The organism is Dyella jejuensis, assembly GCF_044904675.1.
Lineage (GTDB): Bacteria > Pseudomonadota > Gammaproteobacteria > Xanthomonadales > Rhodanobacteraceae > Dyella_B > Dyella_B jejuensis.
The window spans coordinates 200,374-216,605 of sequence record NZ_JADIKJ010000001.1 but is presented as its reverse complement, the minus strand read 5'-3'; the positions used below and the strand labels follow the sequence as shown (position 1 = coordinate 216,605).

The following is a 16,232-nucleotide window of genomic DNA, read 5'->3' as shown; positions in this document are numbered from 1 at the left end:
CTTGGTGGCGGTGTCTTTCCATTTGCGCCGCGCAAGCGTGCGCGCTCTATAAAGGCGCGCAATGCTTCTCCAGCCACGCCAGGTCCGCGTCCTCCAGCAGCGGCGCAAGCGCCGCGCGCACCGAAGCATGATAGTCGTCCAGCCACGCTCGCTCTTCCGGATTCAACAGGCCCGGTTCCAGCGCGCGTCGATCGAACGGGCAGAGGGTAAGGGTCTCGAAAGCGTAGAATTCACCGAATTCCGTCCGGTCAGCCTCGACCACCACGGCAAGGTTCTCGTGCCGGATGCCATGGCGCGCCGGTTTGTACAAGCCCGGTTCGATCGAGCTGATCATGCCCGGTTCCAACGGTACGAGCGCGCCGCCGGCAACCGGTGGACGAATACTTTGCGGACCTTCGTGCACGTTGAGGAAGTAGCCCACGCCGTGACCGGTGCCATGGCCGTAATCCATGCCGCAAGCCCACAGCGGCGCACGCGCCAGCGCATCCAGTTGCGGCCCGCTGGCGCCTTTGGGAAAGCGTGCGCGCGACAGCGCAATCATGCCCTTCATCACCATCGTGGCATCGCGGCGCTGTTCGGAAGTAGTCGGCCCCAGGGCGAGTACACGGGTGATATCGGTCGTGCCTCCCAGGTACTGGCCGCCCGAATCCACCAACAGCAAGCCATGGCGTTGCAAGGTGTTGTGCGCTTTCGGGGTGGCGCGGTAGTGCGGCAACGCACCGTTCTCCAGGTAGCCGGCGATGGTGGCGAAACTTTCGCCGACGAAATCGGGCTGGGCCGAACGCTCCTCGCGCAGCAAGGTATCGACATCCAGTTCGGTCTGGGTCATGCCGGCGGCGATCCGCTCTTCCAATCGGCGGAAGGCGCGCACCAGCGCGGCACCATCCCGGCGCATCACCTCGCGGATGTGCGTCAGTTCGGCCTTGCTCTTGCAGGCCTTGAAGGCCGTGGAAGGATTCGGGCCTTCGATTCGCGTCACGTCCTTACCGACCGCCTTCAGCACGGCGCTGACCACGCGGCCCGGATCGAACAGCAGGCTATCGCCGATGCCCAGCTCGCCGAGGGTTTCGCCCAGGGTGGCGTAGCCCGCAAGGCGAATGCCGTCGCTGGCAAGCGCCGCGACCAGGCCATCGCTGAGTTTGTCGCGATCGACGAACAAGGTGGCGTGCCCGGACGTCTCGATCAGCAGGTGGGCGAGAAACACCGGATTGCACTCGACATCGCTGCCGCGCAGATTGGTCAGCCAGGCGATGTCGTCCAGGCTGGAAACCAGGTGATGGGTGGCCTGCTGCTTGCGCAGTGCATGACGCAGCTTCTCGAATTTTTCCGCGCGCGACGTGCCGGCGTAGGCCAGGGCGTGCTCGCGCACCGGGGCGTGAGGAAGCGCGGGCCGTTCCGGCCAGATGGCGCCGGGCAGGTCCAGATCCACGCGCAAGGAAGCGCCGACCGTGCTCAGCAAGCGCTCGATCTGGCGTTGCGTAGCGACCGATACGCTGTCGCCGGCCACTGCAACGCGATCGCCCTGGTGCAGGTGCTGTTGCAGCCAGCTCAAGTGCTCGGGCGCATGCGCAACCCGCTGCTTCATCAAGGCGATACCGCTGCCGGCAAGCTGTTGTTCGGCCTGGGAGAAGTAGCGCGAGTCGGTCCACAGGCCAGCCTCGCTGGCCGTGACCAGCAAGGTGCCGGCCGAACCGTCGAAGCCGGACAGCCATTCGCGCGCCTGCCAATGAGCGGGCAGGTATTCGGAGAGGTGCGGATCGGCCGAAGGAACAAGACAGGCGGCGATGCCATGCCTGGCCATGGTGTCGCGCAGGGCGGCAATGCGGGCGGGAATCGGTGTACTCATCGGCGCATGGTAACGAAGCGCGGCGGCTTGTGGGGTGAGGAGCGAGCAGCTTGGGCGCCAAGGGGGCAAGCGCGCCGGATGCGGACAAGGCCGAAAATAGCGCTCGCCCATCCCTGGCGGATAACGGTGCGCATGGCGGCGTTTCTGCCTGGCGATCCATGCGTTTGATCTGTTATGCAGGGATGCGGTTACGGCGCGGCATTATGTCTCGGACTAGTCACGACTTGCTGCAGCGCGATATCCTATGCAGGCCGTCCCCACGGCAATCCCCATTAGCCGTCCTAAGAGTCGTTCGTGAACAAGCGTTCCCTCGTCTCCGCCTTGCGCTGGTCGTGCGCAGGCTTCGCCGTGTTTCTCGGCGGTTGCAACTTGGAAGTCCTGTCGCCGAAGGGCGATGTGGGCATGCAGGAAAAGTCTCTGATCCTGGTCGCCCTGGGCTTGATGTTGCTCGTCGTGATTCCGGTCATCGTCATGACCGTGGTCTTTGCGTGGCGCTATCGTGCCTCCAATGCCAAGGCCACCTATGTACCGAAATGGTCGCACTCGACGGCGATCGAAGCCGTGGTGTGGACCATCCCGTGCATCATCATCGCCATCCTCGGCGCGATCACGTGGCGGACTTCGCACACGCTCGATCCGTACAAGCCGCTGGATTCGAAGGTGAAGCCGCTGGTGATCCAGGCCGTGTCGCTGGATTGGAAATGGCTCTTCATCTACCCGCAATACGGGGTGGCCAGCGTCAATGAGATCGCGTTCCCGACCGACGTGCCGGTGAAGTTCGAGATCACTTCCGATTCGGTGATGAATGCTTTCTTCATCCCGCAGCTCGGCAGCCAGATCTACGCCATGGCGGGCATGGAGACGCAGCTCAACCTGATCGCGAACGAGCCAGGCACCTTTGCCGGCCTGTCGTCGAATTACAGCGGCGCCGGCTTCTCCGATATGCACTTCGACGCCGTCGCGACCTCGCAACAGGGTTTCGCAGCGTGGATCAAGCAGGCCAGGGCTTCCTCGACCAGCCTGGATGCGCAGAGCTACCACGCCTTGGCGCAGCCGAGCGAGAAGAGCCCGGTGTCGTACTACGCGACGGTCACGCCGGGACTGTTCACCACCATCATCCATCAATACATGGGCGATATGTCGATGGATGCCATCGGCTCGAAGTCGCCCGCGCAAGCGAGCGTCGAGCCTGCGCATTACGATCACGCCAAGGCTGCGGAGTAGGCCATGTTCGGAAAACTTTCCCTGTCGGCGATCCCGTTCGATCAGCCGATCATCATGGGTACGCTGCTGGTGGTGTCCATCGTGGGCCTGGCGCTGCTCGGCACGCTTACCTATACGCGCAAGTGGGGCTACCTGTGGAACGAATGGTTCACCACGGTCGACCATAAGCGTATTGGTGTGATGTACATCATCGTGGCGCTGGTCATGCTGCTGCGCGGCTTTGCCGACGCCATCATGATGCGTTCGCAGCAGGCGATCGCCTCCGCCGATGCGGCCGGCTATCTGCCGCCTCATCACTACGACCAGATTTTCTCCGCGCACGGCGACATCATGATCTTCTTCATGGCGATGCCGTTCATCGTGGGCCTGATGAACCTGGTGGTGCCGCTGCAGATCGGCGCGCGCGACGTCGCCTATCCATTCCTGAACTCGCTGAGCTTCTGGCTGACGGTCGGCGGCGTGGTGCTGATCATGTTGTCGATGTTCATCGGCGACTATTCGACCGCCGGCTGGCTGGCCTATCCGCCGCTGTCGGAGCTCAAATACAGTCCATCGGTAGGCGTCGATTACTACATATGGTCGTTGCAGCTATCCGGCCTGGGTACGACGCTTAGCGGCATCAACTTCGTCGTGACCATCCTGCGCATGCGCACGCCGGGCATGACGCTGATGAAGATGCCGGTGTTCACCTGGACCGCGCTGGTCACCAACATCCTGATCGTCGCCGCATTCCCGATCCTGACCGTCACGCTGGCTTTGCTGGGTGCCGACCGTTACCTGGGCATGCATTTCTTCACGAACGACTTTGGCGGCAACGCCATGATGTACGTGAACCTGATCTGGGTCTGGGGCCATCCCGAGGTTTACATCCTGGTACTGCCGTGCTTCGGTGCATTCTCGGAAATCATCGCCACGTTTTCCGGCAAGCCGCTGTTCGGCTACAAGTCGATGGTGTATGCCACCGCGACGATCGGCGTGCTGTCGTTCCTGGTATGGCTGCATCACTTCTTCACCATGGGCTCGGGCGCCGACGTCAACGGCTTCTTCGGCATCATGACGATGATCATCTCGGTGCCCACCGGCGTGAAGCTGTTCAACTGGCTGTTCACCATGTACCGCGGCCGCGTGCGTTTCACCGTGCCGGTGCTGTGGACGCTCGGCTTCATGATCACCTTCACCATCGGCGGCATGACCGGCGTGCTGCTGGCCGTGCCGGGTGCCGACTTCGTGCTGCACAACAGCCTGTTCCTGATCGCGCACTTCCATAACATGATCATCGGCGGCGTGGTGTTTGGTTGCCTGGCTGCCATGAACTACTGGTGGCCGAAGGCATTCGGCTTCAAGCTGGAAGAACGCTTCGGGCGTTACTCGTTCTGGTGCTGGCTGGTCGGTTTCTATGTCGCCTTCATGCCGCTGTATATCCTCGGCCTCAAGGGCATGACGCGACGCATGAACCACTACGCCAATCCGGAATGGCAGCCTTACCTGATCGTGGCCCTGGTCGGTGCGGTGATTATCATGGCCGGCATTGGCTTCACCATCCTGCAGATCGCCGTGAGCGTGCGCAATCGTGCCGCTAACCGCGACCTGACCGGCGATCCGTGGGGCGGCCGCACGCTCGAATGGGAAACCAGTTCGCCGCCGCCGTTCTACAATTTCGCCGTGCTGCCGCAGGTCGAGGAACTGGACCAGTTCTGGGCCGACAAGGAACACAAGCGTGCCTACCGCCGTCACGCGCACTATGCGGATATCCATATGCCGCGCAATACCGGGGTAGGTGTGTTCATGGGCGCCTTCGGCACGGCGCTGGGTTTTGCGCTGGTGTGGCATATCTGGTGGCTGGCGATGGCCGGCTTGGTCGGCATGGTGGCCTCGTTCATCGTCCGCGCCTACGACACGGATGTGGACTACTACGTGCCCGGCGCCGAGGTCGAGAAGATCGAGCGCGCTCGCCTGGTGCCGCTGCACAAGCTGATCGAAACCGTGGATCCGGCAGCGGCCGGCCAGAAGGTGGCTTAAGTCATGACCAGTTCCACTATTACCGCCAATCACGACGTGATCGCGCATGGCGTCGATCACGAGCATCACGACGATGGCTCCAAGACCCTGCTCGGGTTCTGGATCTACCTGATGAGCGACTGCCTGATCTTCTCGGGCCTGTTCGCCACCTTCGCCGTGCTTTCCCACGCCACTGCGGGCGGCCCGGGCGGCAAGGAGCTGTTCGACCTCAAGTACGTGCTGGGCGAAACCATGCTGCTGCTGGTCAGCAGCTTCACCTTTGGCCTGGCGATGCTGAACCTGCATGCCGGTCGCCGCAACAAGGTGATCGGCTGGCTGTTCGTCACGTTCCTGTTCGGCGCGGGCTTCGTGGCCATGGAAATCCATGAATTCGCCCACCTCGTGCTGGTCGAAGGGGCCGGTCCGGATCGCAGCGCGTTCCTGTCGGCATATTTCACCCTGGTGGGTACGCATGGCCTGCACGTGACCTGCGGCCTGATCTGGATCGCGGTGATGATGCACATGGTGGGTCGCTTCGGCCTGACCGACGTAGTCCAGCGTCGCCTATCCTGCCTGAGCTTGTTCTGGCACTTCCTGGACCTGGTCTGGATATGCGTGTTCAGTTTTGTCTACCTGATGGGAGTGCTCTGAAATGTCGAGCCAACATGGCCACGCCCAGGTGGCGCACAAGCACGACGCGCACGGCAGCTTGAAGTCCTACCTGCTCGGATTCGCGCTCTCCCTCATCCTCACGTTCCTGTCGTTCGGCTGCGTGATGAGCGGCGCGGTGCCGCAGCATCTGGTGGTGCCGGGTATCGTGCTGTTCTGTGTGGTGCAGTTGCTGGTGCAACTGGTGTTCTTCCTGCACATGGGTACGGCGCCGGAGCAGCGCGAGAACCTGACGATCGGCGTCTTCACGATATTGATCATCGCTATCGTGGTGGTGGGCTCCCTGTGGGTGCTGCACAATATGAACGTGAACATGATGCATCCGCTGCCGCTGAGCGGTGCCGACTGATCGGGCCTGCTTGCGCAACTGAAAGATGCGCAAGCTCGGTGTTACGCGAGCCTCTCCCAAGGAGAGGCTTTTTATTTATGCGAACGAAAATCGGATGGGGCGCAGAAGCGAACGGCGCCTATCCTATCGAGCCAGGACTGGCTACGGGCCAGGGCCAGCGTGAGGGTGCGCCAACGGCCAGGAAACCGCTGCATCGCTAAGCGTGCCGGCTCTTCATTGCCGGTGCCGGCAGGAAATTTTTGGCTAATTCCCGGCAAGCATCTCGCGGCAGGAACGATCTCCCGCTAAAATGCTCATTTCCAGCACCGGCTGCTTTCCATGACCCCCCTGATTTTCGTCACTGGCGGTGTGGTGTCCTCGCTTGGCAAGGGCATCGCGGCGGCGTCGCTTGCGTCCATTCTCGAGGCTCGCGGCCTCTCGGTCACCATGATGAAGCTCGATCCCTACATCAATGTGGATCCGGGCACCATGAGTCCCTTCCAGCATGGCGAGGTCTACGTGACCGACGACGGCGCGGAAACCGACCTGGACCTGGGCCATTACGAGCGCTTCGTCCACACGCGCCTTACCGGCAAGAACTCCATCACCACGGGCAAGATCTACGAGTCGGTCATCCGCAAGGAGCGTCGCGGCGACTACCTGGGTGCGACCGTTCAGGTCATTCCGCACATTACCGATGAGATCAAGCATTGCATCCATGAGGCGACGCGCGGTTTCGACGTGGCCCTGGTCGAGATCGGCGGCACGGTGGGCGATATCGAATCCTTGCCGTTCCTGGAGGCCATCCGCCAGTTGCGAATCGAGCACGGTCCCGAAAAGTGCCTGTTCATGCACCTGACCCTGGTGCCGTTCATCAAGGCTGCCGGCGAGATCAAGACCAAGCCGACCCAGCATTCCGTGAAGGAACTGCGCTCCATCGGTATCCAGCCCGACATCCTGTTGTGCCGTTGCGAGCAGCCACTGCCGGACGGCGAGCGCCGCAAGATTGCCCTGTTCACCAACGTACCCGAGCATGCGGTGATCAGCGCGGCCGATGTGGACATCATCTATAAGCAGCCCCTGTGGCTGCACCAGCAGGGCCTGGACACCATCGTCGTGAAGAAGCTGGGCCTGGACGCCAAGCCGGCCGATCTCTCGGGCTGGCAGCGCACGGTGGATGCGGTCGAGCATCCCAGGGACGAGATTACGGTCGCCATCGTCGGCAAATACGTCGAGCACAAGGATGCCTACAAATCGTTGGGCGAGGCGCTGCGCCACGGCGGCATCAAGCAGCAGGCGCGGGTGAACCTGCAATGGATCGACTCGGAGCAGATCGAGGCCGAAGGCGCGGCCAAGGTATTGGGCGGGGTCGATGCGATCCTGGTTCCGGGCGGCTTCGGCAAGCGCGGTTTCGAGGGCAAGATCCTGGCCTCGAAATATGCGCGCGAACATGGCGTGCCGTATTTCGGCATCTGCTACGGCATGCACGCGGCGGTGGTCGACTTCGCCCGTAACGTGGCGGGCCTGACCGATGCCGATTCCAGCGAGAATGATCGCCATACTCCCAACCCGGTCATCGCGCTGATCACCGAATGGACGACCGCAGCCGGCGAAGTCGAGCAGCGCAGTGAGCGTTCGGACCTCGGCGGCACCATGCGCCTGGGTGCGCAGGAGTGCCGGCTCAAGGCTGGCACGCTGGCCCGCCGGCTGTACGGCCAGGACATCGTGCGCGAGCGCCATCGCCATCGCTACGAATTCAATAATCGCTATCGTCAGTCGTTCGAAGACCTGGGCATGGTGATTTCCGGCAAGTCGATGGACGACTTGCTGGTAGAAATCGTCGAGCTGCCGCTGCAGCAGCATCCTTGGTTCCTTGGCTGCCAGGCGCACCCGGAGTTCACCTCCACGCCGCGCGATGGCCATCCGCTGTTCATCGGTTTCGTGCGGGCCGCGCGCGAGTTCAAGGCGGTACGCGATGGCCACAAGCTGGCGCAGGAGTCGGTGGCATGAAGCTGTGCGGTTTCGAAGTCGGCCTGGACAAGCCGCTGTTTTTGATTGCCGGCCCGTGCGTCGTTGAATCCGAGCAGTTGCAGATCGATACCGCTGGCAAATTGAAAGAAATCACCGGCAAGCTCGGCATTCCTTTCATTTTCAAATCCAGCTTCGACAAGGCCAATCGTTCCTCGGGCGACAGCTTTCGCGGCCTAGGCATGGAAGAAGGCCTGCGCATCCTGTCTGAAGTGAAGCGCCAACTGGATGTGCCGTTGCTCACCGATGTGCATGAATACACGCCGATGAACGAAGTGGCGGCGGTGGTGGATGTGCTGCAGACACCGGCCTTCCTCTGCCGCCAGACCAATTTCATCCAGAACGTGGCCCGTGCCGGCAAACCGGTGAATATCAAGAAAGGCCAGTTCCTCGCACCATGGGATATGAAGCACGTGGTCGCCAAGGCCAAAGCGGCCGGCAACGATGCCATCATGGTCTGCGAGCGTGGTGCGAGCTTCGGTTACAACAACCTCGTATCGGATATGCGTTCGTTGAGCGTGATGCGCGACACGGGCTGCCCGGTGGTGTTCGATGCGACCCATTCGGTGCAGTTGCCGGGCGGGCAGGGTGCCAGTTCGGGCGGCCAGCGCGAATTCGTGCCGGTGCTGGCGCGCGCGGCAGTGGCTGTCGGTGTGGCGGGCCTGTTTGCCGAAACGCATCCGGACCCGTCCAAGGCACTGAGCGACGGACCCAATGCGTGGCCGCTTGGCAAGATGGAAGCGTTGCTGCACACCTTGCTCGAGCTGGACGCCGTGACCAAGCGCCACGGTTTCCTCGAACACGCCGTCTGACCTGCTGCGCGTGTAACGTGTGGCGTTCCCTTTTCTCCACCCTTGAACTGGATTGGACATGAGCACCCAAATCACCCGCATCCATGCCCGTGAAATTCTCGATTCCCGCGGCAATCCCACGCTTGAAGCGGAGGTCACGCTGGTTGACGGCGCATTCGGCCGCGCCGCGGTGCCGAGCGGTGCGTCGACCGGTACGCGCGAAGCGGTGGAGCTGCGCGATGGCGACAAGACGCGCTATCTGGGCAAGGGCGTGAAAAAGGCGGTGGCCAACGTCAACGGCGAAATCGCCGCCGCACTGAAAGGTTTCGATGCGGCCGACCAGCAGGGTATCGATGCCAAATTGATTGAGCTGGATGGCACGCCGAACAAAGGCCGGCTGGGTGCGAACGCGCTGCTCGGCGTCTCCATGGCCGCCGCCCATGCGGTGGCTGCGTCACGCGGCGAGCCGCTGTGGAAGTATCTTTCCGACGGCAAGCCGGGTGCGCTGCCGGTGCCGATGATGAATATCATCAACGGCGGCGCCCATGCCGACAATAATGTCGACGTGCAGGAATTCATGGTATTGCCGGTGGGCCTGCCGAACTTTGCCGAAGCGCTGCGTGCCGGTACCGAAATCTTCCATGCGCTCAAGAGCGTGCTCAAAGGCAAGGGGCTGAACACCGCGGTGGGCGATGAAGGCGGTTTCGCGCCGAACCTGCGCTCCAATATCGAGGCGCTGGACACCATCCTCGAAGCGGTGACCAAAAGCGGTTACAAGGTCGGCAGCGAGATCCTGCTCGGTCTCGACGTCGCCAGCTCCGAATTCTTCAAGGACGGCAAGTACGACCTGGAAGGCGAAGGCAAGGCCTATGCCCCGGATCAGTTCGTCGATCTGCTGGCCAGCTGGGCACAGCAGTATCCGATCGTGACCATCGAGGACGGCATGGCCGAAGGCGACTGGGACGGCTGGAAGCTGCTGACCGACAAGATCGGCAACAAGGTGCAACTGGTCGGCGACGATATCTTCGTCACCAACCCCAAGATCTTCCGCGAGGCGATCGACAAGAAAATTGCCAATGCGATCCTGATCAAGGTGAACCAGATCGGCACCCTGTCCGAAACGCTGGAAGCCATTGCCATGGCTGACGCCGCCAAGTACGCAGCGATTGTGTCGCATCGTTCGGGCGAAACCGAGGACACCACCATTTCCGACATCGCCGTCGCCACCACGGCTACCCAGATCAAGACCGGTTCGCTGTGCCGCACCGACCGCGTGGCCAAGTACAACCAGTTGCTGCGCATCGAGGAGCAGTTGGGCGCCGCCGCGCGTTATGCCGGGCGCCATGCGTTTCCAAGCCTGACTCACTTGCCCGGTTGAGGTAAAGCCGCCCATGTTGCGTTGGGTCGCCTTGATCCTGCTGCTCCTATTGATCGGACTGCAGTTCGAACTGTGGTCCAATCACGGCGGCATGGCCGAAGTGACCAGCTTGCGCGTTGCCGTCAAGAAACAGAGCGATGAGAACGACAAGCTTACCCAGCGCAACCAGGCGCTGGCTGCGGACGTCAATGACCTCAAGCATGGCGAACAGGCGGTCGAGGCGCGCGCGCGCAGCGAATTGGGCCTGATCAAGCAAGGCGAGACTTTCTACCAGGTGGTCGAACAGCCGGCGAATGCCGCCAGCGCCACTGCGCCGGCGGCTTCCGGCACGAGCACGAGCCATTGATGACCTCGACCGAATCCGAATTGCCCCGTGCCTACGGCGCGCCGCCCCTGACGGCCGAACTGCGCCGCACGCCCGAGGATTTCCTGGTTGAAGAAATCCTTGGCTATGACGCCGATGGCGAAGGCGAACATGCTTTGCTATGGGTGGAAAAACGCGGTGCCAATACCGACTGGGTTGCCCGCGAACTGGCGCGCTTTGCGGGAGTGCCGCCGCTAAACGTTGGTTATGCCGGCCTGAAGGATCGCCATGCTGTGACGCGCCAGGCTTTCACGGTGCAGTTGGCAGGCAAGGCGGACCCGGACTGGAGCACATTTCCGCATGCCGAAATCAAAGTGCTGGCGAGCACGCGGCACAAACGCAAGCTGAAGCGGGGAGCGTTGCGCGGCAATCGATTCGTATTGGTATTGCGGGACGCGCAAGGCGATCCGGCCCGCGCCGAAGCAACCCTGCAGGCGATCGCCACCCGTGGCGTGCCTAATTATTTCGGTGAACAGCGTTTCGGCCGCGAAGGCGGCAACGTAGCGCAGGCGCGTGCAATGTTTGCGGGTCGGCGCGTGGATCGCGACAAGCGATCGATCCTGCTTTCGGCAGCGCGGTCGCAGATCTTCAATGCCGTGCTGGCTGCCCGGGTCGAAAAGGATGCCTGGGACAAACCGCTGGAAGGCGAGATCTGGTCATTGGCCGGCTCGCGTTCCTGGTTCGGGCCGGAGCCGTTCGACGCCACGCTGGCCGCACGTTTGGCGCAAGGCGACATCCATCCATCGGGCCCCCTGTGGGGACAAGGCGAGCCACCGACAGCGTCGGCGGCTGGCGAGCTGGAGCATGAGGTCGCCGCTGCATACGACGATTTGGCCCTCGGCCTTGCCGCTGCACGCATGGAACAGGAACGCCGGCCATTACGTCTGCTACCGAAAAACTTGCGCTGGCGCTGGCTCGATGGGGAAACGCTGGAGCTTGGTTTCGAACTGCCGGCCGGTGCATACGCCACGGTAGTGGCGCGCGAATTGCTGGCCTAGCCTTTAAGCAGTACCACTACTGCGCCGGTGCCACCCTGCATCGGTCGCGCCGAAGCAAATGCAACGACATCGTCACGCCGGCGCAGCAGACGATCCGTGAGTACTTTCAACACCGGACCAGACGCTTTCGAACGCAAGCCTTTGCCGTGCACGATACGTACACAATGCAGGCCCCGTTCGGCCGCCTGGGCGAGGAAGAGCGCAATCGTGGCTTGTGCCGCCGCGGCATTCATCTGGTGCAGGTCGATGTCGTCCTGCACGCTGAATTGACCACGTTTGAGTTGGCGCAGCAGCTTGGGCGGATAACCGTCGCGCAGGTAGCTGAGTTCCTCGCCGATTTCCAGCAGGGCCGGATCGAAAGCCATATTCAGCAACTCGCCGGGAACGGCGGCTTCGTCGGCTTCCAGCATGTGTGGATGTGGCTCAGGTTTTGCCGTCGCAGGGGGCGGCGCCACGGGATCGAGCCGGCGCACAGTGCCGATCGCATCGCGGAACAGGCGGCTGTCCTCTTCATTGACGGTGGCGGGCTTGTGGCGTTTCATGGCTTTCATCCTAACCAATGACATACTGCCGCAGCGAGGGTCCTGCGCGCGTAAGCACAGACGCAGTGCGGCGGTGAAACCTGTGCTTGGCTCGGTTAGACTCCATGGATTCAGGGCGCGTGCGATAGCGGCAGCCGCACGCCTGCAATCGGTTTGAACGGATCATGATGCGAGTTCTGGTAAGCAACGACGACGGCGTGGATGCTCCGGGCATCCGCGTACTCGCCGAACGCCTTGGCGCGGTCGGCCAGGTGACGGTGGTGGCCCCGGACCGGGATCGCTCCGGCGCCAGCAATTCGCTCACTCTCGATGCCCCGATCCGCGCCCTGCGCATGGACAAAGGTTATTACCGCGTGGCCGGCACGCCCACCGATTGCGTGCACCTGGCGCTGGCCGGCATGCTGGACTACGAGCCGGACATTGTCGTGTCAGGCATCAACAATTCCGCCAACCTCGGCGACGATGTGATTTATTCGGGTACCGTTTCGGCAGCGATGGAAGGTCGTTTCCTCGGCTTGCCGGCGATTGCGGTGTCGCTGGTCAGCCAAGACCACAAGGGCGAACACTACGAGTCGGCGGCCAAAGCGGTGCTGTCTTTGATGGAGCGCCTGCTGGTTGATCCGTTGCCGGCCGATACCATCCTCAATGTCAACGTGCCGGATCGCCCATGGGGTGAGATCCAGGGTTTCGAAGTCACCCGCCTGGGCAAGCGGCACCGCTCGGCGCCTTGCATCAGGCAGACCGATCCGCGCGGCAAGACCATCTGGTGGATCGGCCCGGCCGGTGACGTGGATGATGCCGGCCCGGGTACCGATTTCCACGCCGTGCGGCGCGGCTATATTTCGGTCACGCCCATCCATGTCGACCTCACCCGTTTCCAGGCGCTGGAAAAAGTCAGCACCTGGGTGCGTGCCCTGACCGATGGCATGGGCGACAACACCGACGGCAAGGCCGCGTGAGGTGAACGTGCATCCATTGCCGCCATCCGCATTGAAGGGCGAGGGCATGACCTCGCAGCGCGCTCGCGACCGGCTCGCCGTCAAGTTGAAAGAGGAGGGCATCCACGACCAGCGCGTGATCGATGTCATCCGCCATCTGCCTCGCCATCATTTCATCGACCAGGCCCTGCATTCGCGCGCCTACGAAAACACCGCGTTGCCGATCGGCCATGGGCAAACCATTTCCCAACCGTGGGTGGTGGCACGCATGACCGAGGCGTTGCTCGAACCCTTCGACGCCAAATCCGGGCGGCCCCGGAAAGTCCTGGAAATCGGTACCGGCTCAGGTTACCAGGCGGTGGTGCTGGCCCGGCTGGTGCCGCAGGTCTATACGGTCGAACGGATCGAGGAACTGCTGCGCCAGGCCCGCCGGCGCTTTCGCCAGCTAGGGATCGACAACATCCGTTCGCGCCACGATGACGGCAAGCTTGGCTGGGCGGCCGAAGCGCCGTTCGACGCCATCATCCTTACCGCGGCCGGTGATGCGATTCCCCACCAGGTGCTCGATCAGTTGAGTCCCGATGGCGTGCTGGTCGCGCCGGTCGGCTCCCCCAGCAGTCAAACCCTGATCCGCATGCGCGGCGACGGCCAAGGAGATTTCGTGCAGGAAGAGTTGGCGGCGGTGAGTTTTGTTCCCCTGCTCGGTGGCATCGGCTGATGCGCCTGTTCGGGCGACTTTATGCGCGTGTCCTGGTGTGGGCGCGCGATCCCAGGGCAATCTATTACCTGTGCGGCCTGAGCTTCGTCGAAGCCTTCATCTTTCCGGTCATGCCGGAGGTGATGTTGGCGCCGATGATGCTGGGCAAGCGGCACCGCGCTTTCTTCTACGCCAACATCAGCCTGCTGTTTTCGCTGCTGGGCTCGCTGGTCGGCTACGCCCTGGGCCATTGGGCCTTTCATGCGCTTACGCCGGTGCTGCAGTCGCTGCATCTGTACGAGCAGATCGAGCGAGGCGTCGAGAACCTGCGCAACGAAATGAACCGGCACTGGTTAGAGCTGCTGCTGGTGCTGACCCTCGCGGCGCTGCAACCGGTTGTGCCGATGAAGTTCGTGACCTGGGCCGCCGGTATCGTCGGGGTACCGGTGCTGCCGTTCCTGGCGTGCGTCCTGTTAGGCCGGGGCAAGCGCGTGTGGCTGCTCGCATTGTTGATCCGCCTGTTCGGCGAGCGCGCCGAGCGGATCCTGCACAAGCACATCGAGTGGATCGGATGGGCGGCGCTGGCGGTGCTGGCTGCGCTTGCGGCATGGTGGATACTGAAGCATTGACGATTGGCATTTGGCCACCCGTATGAAAACTCGCCGCGACCCCGTTATGCTCAATGGCATGAATGGATTAATGCGATGGTCCGCGACTATCTCTATGGCATTGCTCATGGCCGGCTGCAGCACGGTCGTAGTGCAACAACCGCCTGGTGAACCCGGTGGTTCGCGCGTTGCGCAGACCGGTAATGTGGTTGGCACGTACACGGTCGCGAAAGGTGACACGCTTTACTCCATTGCGTTTCGCAATGGCACGGATTTTCGCGAAGTTGCCCGGCTAAACGCCATCGCCGCGCCTTATACGATCTGGCCGGGGCAAGTACTGAAGCTGCCGGGGCACGGTCAGCTTTCCCGGCATGCGCCGCCGTCCTCGGTCGCCAAGGCATCGCCATCGTCTTCGCCGCCACCGCCGATGCCTTCGGCACCGGTATTCCAGCCAGAGGAAGCAACGACGGTTGCAGCCAAGGCGCCGCCGCAGGCTCCTGCTCACGCAAGTTCAACGGCCGCGATTGCAACCGCAGTTCCCGCGTCGACAACCGCCGGCCAGCCGCCAGCGTCCGCCACTCCGGCGCCTGCTGCGGCTGCTCCCGCGGTTGCCCCTGCCATCGCCAGCGGTGCTACGCGGGCAGCAGGCGGCATCAAGTGGCGATGGCCGGCTGCTGGCACGGTCGTGGGACGTTTCCAAAGCAATGCCGCCATACCCGGTATCGATATCGCGGGCAAGGAAGGCGACCCGGTCGTGGCGGCTGCCGATGGCGTGGTGGTCTACAGCGGCAATGGCCTGGTAGGTTACGGTGAGCTGGTCATCATCAAGCACAACGACAGCTTCCTGTCCGCATACGGCCACAACCGCAAACGTCTCGTCACCGAAGGGCAGCAGGTCAAGGCCGGGCAGAGGATCGCCGAGATGGGTTCGAGTGGCAGTTCGCGCGACGAACTGGAGTTCCAGATCCGCAAGGACGGCAGTCCCGTCGACCCGCTGGACTATTTGCCGGCGAAGTAGGCGCGGGAACAGGTTGTCCGAAAGCAGGGCATGGCGCGGTTGCGCTTCAAGGCCGCCTTCATGGAAGGATAAATGCGACGACCACCCGTCTTCCTTCGGCGGCAAGCAGGTCATAGGTGCGCGCGGCCGCCGCGTTGTCCATCACTTCAATACCGATGCCGCGACGTAGAAAACCGGCCATGAAAGCGGCTGCCGGAAATTGCTGGCGCACGCCGGTGCCGAGCAGCACCAGTTCCGGCTTCAATGCCAGGATGCTTTCGACATGGTTCTCGTCCAGGGCAAGCGCGCTGGTGACCGGCCAGTTTTGCACCGCGCGTTCTGGCGCAAGCAGGAAGCTGGCGGTCAGCTCACGGTCCACGACTGTGATGGCGCTAGCGGTGACCCGACGAACGAACAGGTAATCGCCAGGCCGGTCCAGCGAAAGATCCATAGTGTGTTCCTCAGCGCGGCAGGGCAAGCCGGGGATCGTCTTCGTTGCGCCGGAACAGCACCACGACATGGCCGATCTGCTGCACGTTCTCGGCACGGGTGCCGTTGATCAGCGTGTCGATCTGCGCTTCGCGCTCTTCCTTGTCGCCACCGGAGAGCTTCACCTTCACCAGCTCGTGGTGCGACAGCGCAAGGTCCAGTTCCTTCACCACCGCTTCGGTCGCGCCCTTGGCGCCCAGCAGGATTACCGGGTGGAGGTCGTGGGCGAGGCTGCGCAGGTAGCGCCGCTGCGAAGGGGAAATGGCCATGCGTTCAGTCTCGGATTCGCGACGAGTGGACCTTAAAGGGTATCATGGTCCCCCCTGTTCCCCGCCGT

17 protein-coding genes are annotated in these 16,232 nt (G+C 62.7%); 13 read left to right on the top strand and 4 right to left on the bottom strand.

Going from position 1 to position 16,232, the window contains the following annotated elements:
- Positions 1–46: 46 nt before the first annotated feature.
- Positions 47–1,846, bottom strand: a complete 1,800-nt coding sequence (locus ISP15_RS00855) for an aminopeptidase P family protein (RefSeq protein WP_404544009.1) — start codon at positions 1,844–1,846, stop codon at positions 47–49.
- Between the two features lie 294 nt (positions 1,847–2,140).
- On the opposite strand from ISP15_RS00855, the gene cyoA reads away from it, so the two are divergent.
- The 9 genes from cyoA to truD all read left to right on the top strand — a co-directional run bounded on the left by cyoA (position 2,141) and on the right by truD (position 11,624).
- Complete coding sequence (cyoA, locus tag ISP15_RS00850) at positions 2,141–3,070, top strand: ubiquinol oxidase subunit II (RefSeq protein WP_404544007.1); 930 nt, start codon at positions 2,141–2,143, stop codon at positions 3,068–3,070.
- A 3-nt stretch (positions 3,071–3,073) separates the two neighbouring features.
- Positions 3,074–5,089 (top strand): cytochrome o ubiquinol oxidase subunit I, encoded by a 2,016-nt coding sequence (gene cyoB / locus ISP15_RS00845; RefSeq protein WP_404544005.1) that lies wholly within the window; start codon positions 3,074–3,076, stop codon positions 5,087–5,089.
- 3 nt (positions 5,090–5,092) lie between these two features.
- On the top strand, positions 5,093–5,719 hold the full coding sequence (cyoC, locus tag ISP15_RS00840; RefSeq protein WP_404544002.1) for a cytochrome o ubiquinol oxidase subunit III: 627 nt from the start codon (positions 5,093–5,095) through the stop codon (positions 5,717–5,719).
- Position 5,720: 1 nt separating this feature from the next.
- Complete coding sequence (gene cyoD / locus ISP15_RS00835; protein WP_404544000.1) at positions 5,721–6,086, top strand: cytochrome o ubiquinol oxidase subunit IV; 366 nt, start codon at positions 5,721–5,723, stop codon at positions 6,084–6,086.
- A gap of 318 nt (positions 6,087–6,404) precedes the next feature.
- The gene (locus ISP15_RS00830) at positions 6,405–8,075 is read left to right on the top strand and encodes a CTP synthase (RefSeq protein WP_404543997.1); all 1,671 of its coding nucleotides are present in this window, start codon (positions 6,405–6,407) and stop codon (positions 8,073–8,075) included.
- Entirely contained in the window at positions 8,072–8,905 is an 834-nt protein-coding gene (gene kdsA / locus ISP15_RS00825) for a 3-deoxy-8-phosphooctulonate synthase (RefSeq protein ID WP_404543996.1), read from the top strand. The genes ISP15_RS00830 and kdsA overlap by 4 nt, the downstream gene beginning before the upstream one ends.
- A 58-nt stretch (positions 8,906–8,963) precedes the next feature.
- Positions 8,964–10,262 (top strand): phosphopyruvate hydratase, encoded by a 1,299-nt coding sequence (gene eno / locus ISP15_RS00820; protein ID WP_404543993.1) that lies wholly within the window; start codon positions 8,964–8,966, stop codon positions 10,260–10,262.
- 13 nt (positions 10,263–10,275) lie between these two features.
- Positions 10,276–10,608 carry a cell division protein FtsB gene (ftsB, locus tag ISP15_RS00815; RefSeq protein WP_404543990.1) on the top strand — a complete coding sequence of 111 codons (333 nt, stop codon included), beginning with the start codon at positions 10,276–10,278 and terminating at the stop codon, positions 10,606–10,608.
- The gene (gene truD / locus ISP15_RS00810) at positions 10,608–11,624 is read left to right on the top strand and encodes a tRNA pseudouridine(13) synthase TruD (RefSeq protein ID WP_404543988.1); all 1,017 of its coding nucleotides are present in this window, start codon (positions 10,608–10,610) and stop codon (positions 11,622–11,624) included. Before ftsB ends, truD begins: the two co-directional genes overlap by 1 nt.
- Here the strand turns inward: truD and ISP15_RS00805 are convergent.
- The gene (locus ISP15_RS00805) at positions 11,621–12,166 is read right to left on the bottom strand and encodes a Smr/MutS family protein (protein ID WP_404543986.1); all 546 of its coding nucleotides are present in this window, start codon (positions 12,164–12,166) and stop codon (positions 11,621–11,623) included. The two genes, truD and ISP15_RS00805, sit on opposite strands and share 4 nt — an antisense overlap.
- A 167-nt stretch (positions 12,167–12,333) precedes the next feature.
- Between ISP15_RS00805 and surE the strand changes: the two genes are divergently transcribed.
- The 4 genes from surE to ISP15_RS00785 all read left to right on the top strand — a co-directional run bounded on the left by surE (position 12,334) and on the right by ISP15_RS00785 (position 15,427).
- Positions 12,334–13,125, top strand: a complete 792-nt coding sequence (surE, locus tag ISP15_RS00800) for a 5'/3'-nucleotidase SurE (protein WP_404544358.1) — start codon at positions 12,334–12,336, stop codon at positions 13,123–13,125.
- Positions 13,126–13,171: 46 nt separating this feature from the next.
- Positions 13,172–13,822: a protein-L-isoaspartate(D-aspartate) O-methyltransferase gene (locus tag ISP15_RS00795; protein ID WP_404544356.1), complete on the top strand. Its 651-nt coding sequence runs from the start codon at positions 13,172–13,174 to the stop codon at positions 13,820–13,822.
- The gene (locus tag ISP15_RS00790; protein ID WP_404543984.1) at positions 13,822–14,430 is read left to right on the top strand and encodes a YqaA family protein; all 609 of its coding nucleotides are present in this window, start codon (positions 13,822–13,824) and stop codon (positions 14,428–14,430) included. Before ISP15_RS00795 ends, ISP15_RS00790 begins: the two co-directional genes overlap by 1 nt.
- Before the next feature lie 106 nt (positions 14,431–14,536).
- The gene (locus ISP15_RS00785; protein ID WP_404543983.1) at positions 14,537–15,427 is read left to right on the top strand and encodes a peptidoglycan DD-metalloendopeptidase family protein; all 891 of its coding nucleotides are present in this window, start codon (positions 14,537–14,539) and stop codon (positions 15,425–15,427) included.
- A gap of 58 nt (positions 15,428–15,485) precedes the next feature.
- Here ISP15_RS00785 and ISP15_RS00780 read toward each other — a convergent pair whose 3' ends face one another.
- Together ISP15_RS00780 and yhbY are read right to left on the bottom strand one after the other, a co-directional pair.
- Positions 15,486–15,857: an Mth938-like domain-containing protein gene (locus ISP15_RS00780; RefSeq protein ID WP_404543981.1), complete on the bottom strand. Its 372-nt coding sequence runs from the start codon at positions 15,855–15,857 to the stop codon at positions 15,486–15,488.
- 10 nt (positions 15,858–15,867) lie between these two features.
- Complete coding sequence (yhbY, locus tag ISP15_RS00775) at positions 15,868–16,164, bottom strand: ribosome assembly RNA-binding protein YhbY (protein ID WP_404543978.1); 297 nt, start codon at positions 16,162–16,164, stop codon at positions 15,868–15,870.
- Between the last annotated feature and the right edge of the window lie 68 nt (positions 16,165–16,232).

What these genes read in the sequence shown, in the direction of transcription:
- ISP15_RS00855 (WP_404544009.1), bottom strand. Translation starts at nt 1,846, where the DNA reads ATGAGTACACCGATTCCCGCCCGCATTGCCGCCCTGCGCGACACCATG.
- cyoB (WP_404544005.1), top strand. Translation starts at nt 3,074, where the DNA reads ATGTTCGGAAAACTTTCCCTGTCGGCGATCCCGTTCGATCAGCCGATC.
- cyoC (WP_404544002.1), top strand. Translation starts at nt 5,093, where the DNA reads ATGACCAGTTCCACTATTACCGCCAATCACGACGTGATCGCGCATGGC.
- cyoD (WP_404544000.1), top strand. Translation starts at nt 5,721, where the DNA reads ATGTCGAGCCAACATGGCCACGCCCAGGTGGCGCACAAGCACGACGCG.
- ISP15_RS00830 (WP_404543997.1), top strand. Translation starts at nt 6,405, where the DNA reads ATGACCCCCCTGATTTTCGTCACTGGCGGTGTGGTGTCCTCGCTTGGC.
- kdsA (WP_404543996.1), top strand. Translation starts at nt 8,072, where the DNA reads ATGAAGCTGTGCGGTTTCGAAGTCGGCCTGGACAAGCCGCTGTTTTTG.
- eno (WP_404543993.1), top strand. Translation starts at nt 8,964, where the DNA reads ATGAGCACCCAAATCACCCGCATCCATGCCCGTGAAATTCTCGATTCC.
- ftsB (WP_404543990.1), top strand. Translation starts at nt 10,276, where the DNA reads ATGTTGCGTTGGGTCGCCTTGATCCTGCTGCTCCTATTGATCGGACTG.
- truD (WP_404543988.1), top strand. Translation starts at nt 10,608, where the DNA reads ATGACCTCGACCGAATCCGAATTGCCCCGTGCCTACGGCGCGCCGCCC.
- ISP15_RS00805 (WP_404543986.1), bottom strand. Translation starts at nt 12,166, where the DNA reads ATGAAACGCCACAAGCCCGCCACCGTCAATGAAGAGGACAGCCGCCTG.
- surE (WP_404544358.1), top strand. Translation starts at nt 12,334, where the DNA reads ATGCGAGTTCTGGTAAGCAACGACGACGGCGTGGATGCTCCGGGCATC.
- ISP15_RS00795 (WP_404544356.1), top strand. Translation starts at nt 13,172, where the DNA reads ATGACCTCGCAGCGCGCTCGCGACCGGCTCGCCGTCAAGTTGAAAGAG.
- ISP15_RS00790 (WP_404543984.1), top strand. Translation starts at nt 13,822, where the DNA reads ATGCGCCTGTTCGGGCGACTTTATGCGCGTGTCCTGGTGTGGGCGCGC.
- ISP15_RS00785 (WP_404543983.1), top strand. Translation starts at nt 14,537, where the DNA reads ATGGCCGGCTGCAGCACGGTCGTAGTGCAACAACCGCCTGGTGAACCC.
- ISP15_RS00780 (WP_404543981.1), bottom strand. Translation starts at nt 15,857, where the DNA reads ATGGATCTTTCGCTGGACCGGCCTGGCGATTACCTGTTCGTTCGTCGG.
- yhbY (WP_404543978.1), bottom strand. Translation starts at nt 16,164, where the DNA reads ATGGCCATTTCCCCTTCGCAGCGGCGCTACCTGCGCAGCCTCGCCCAC.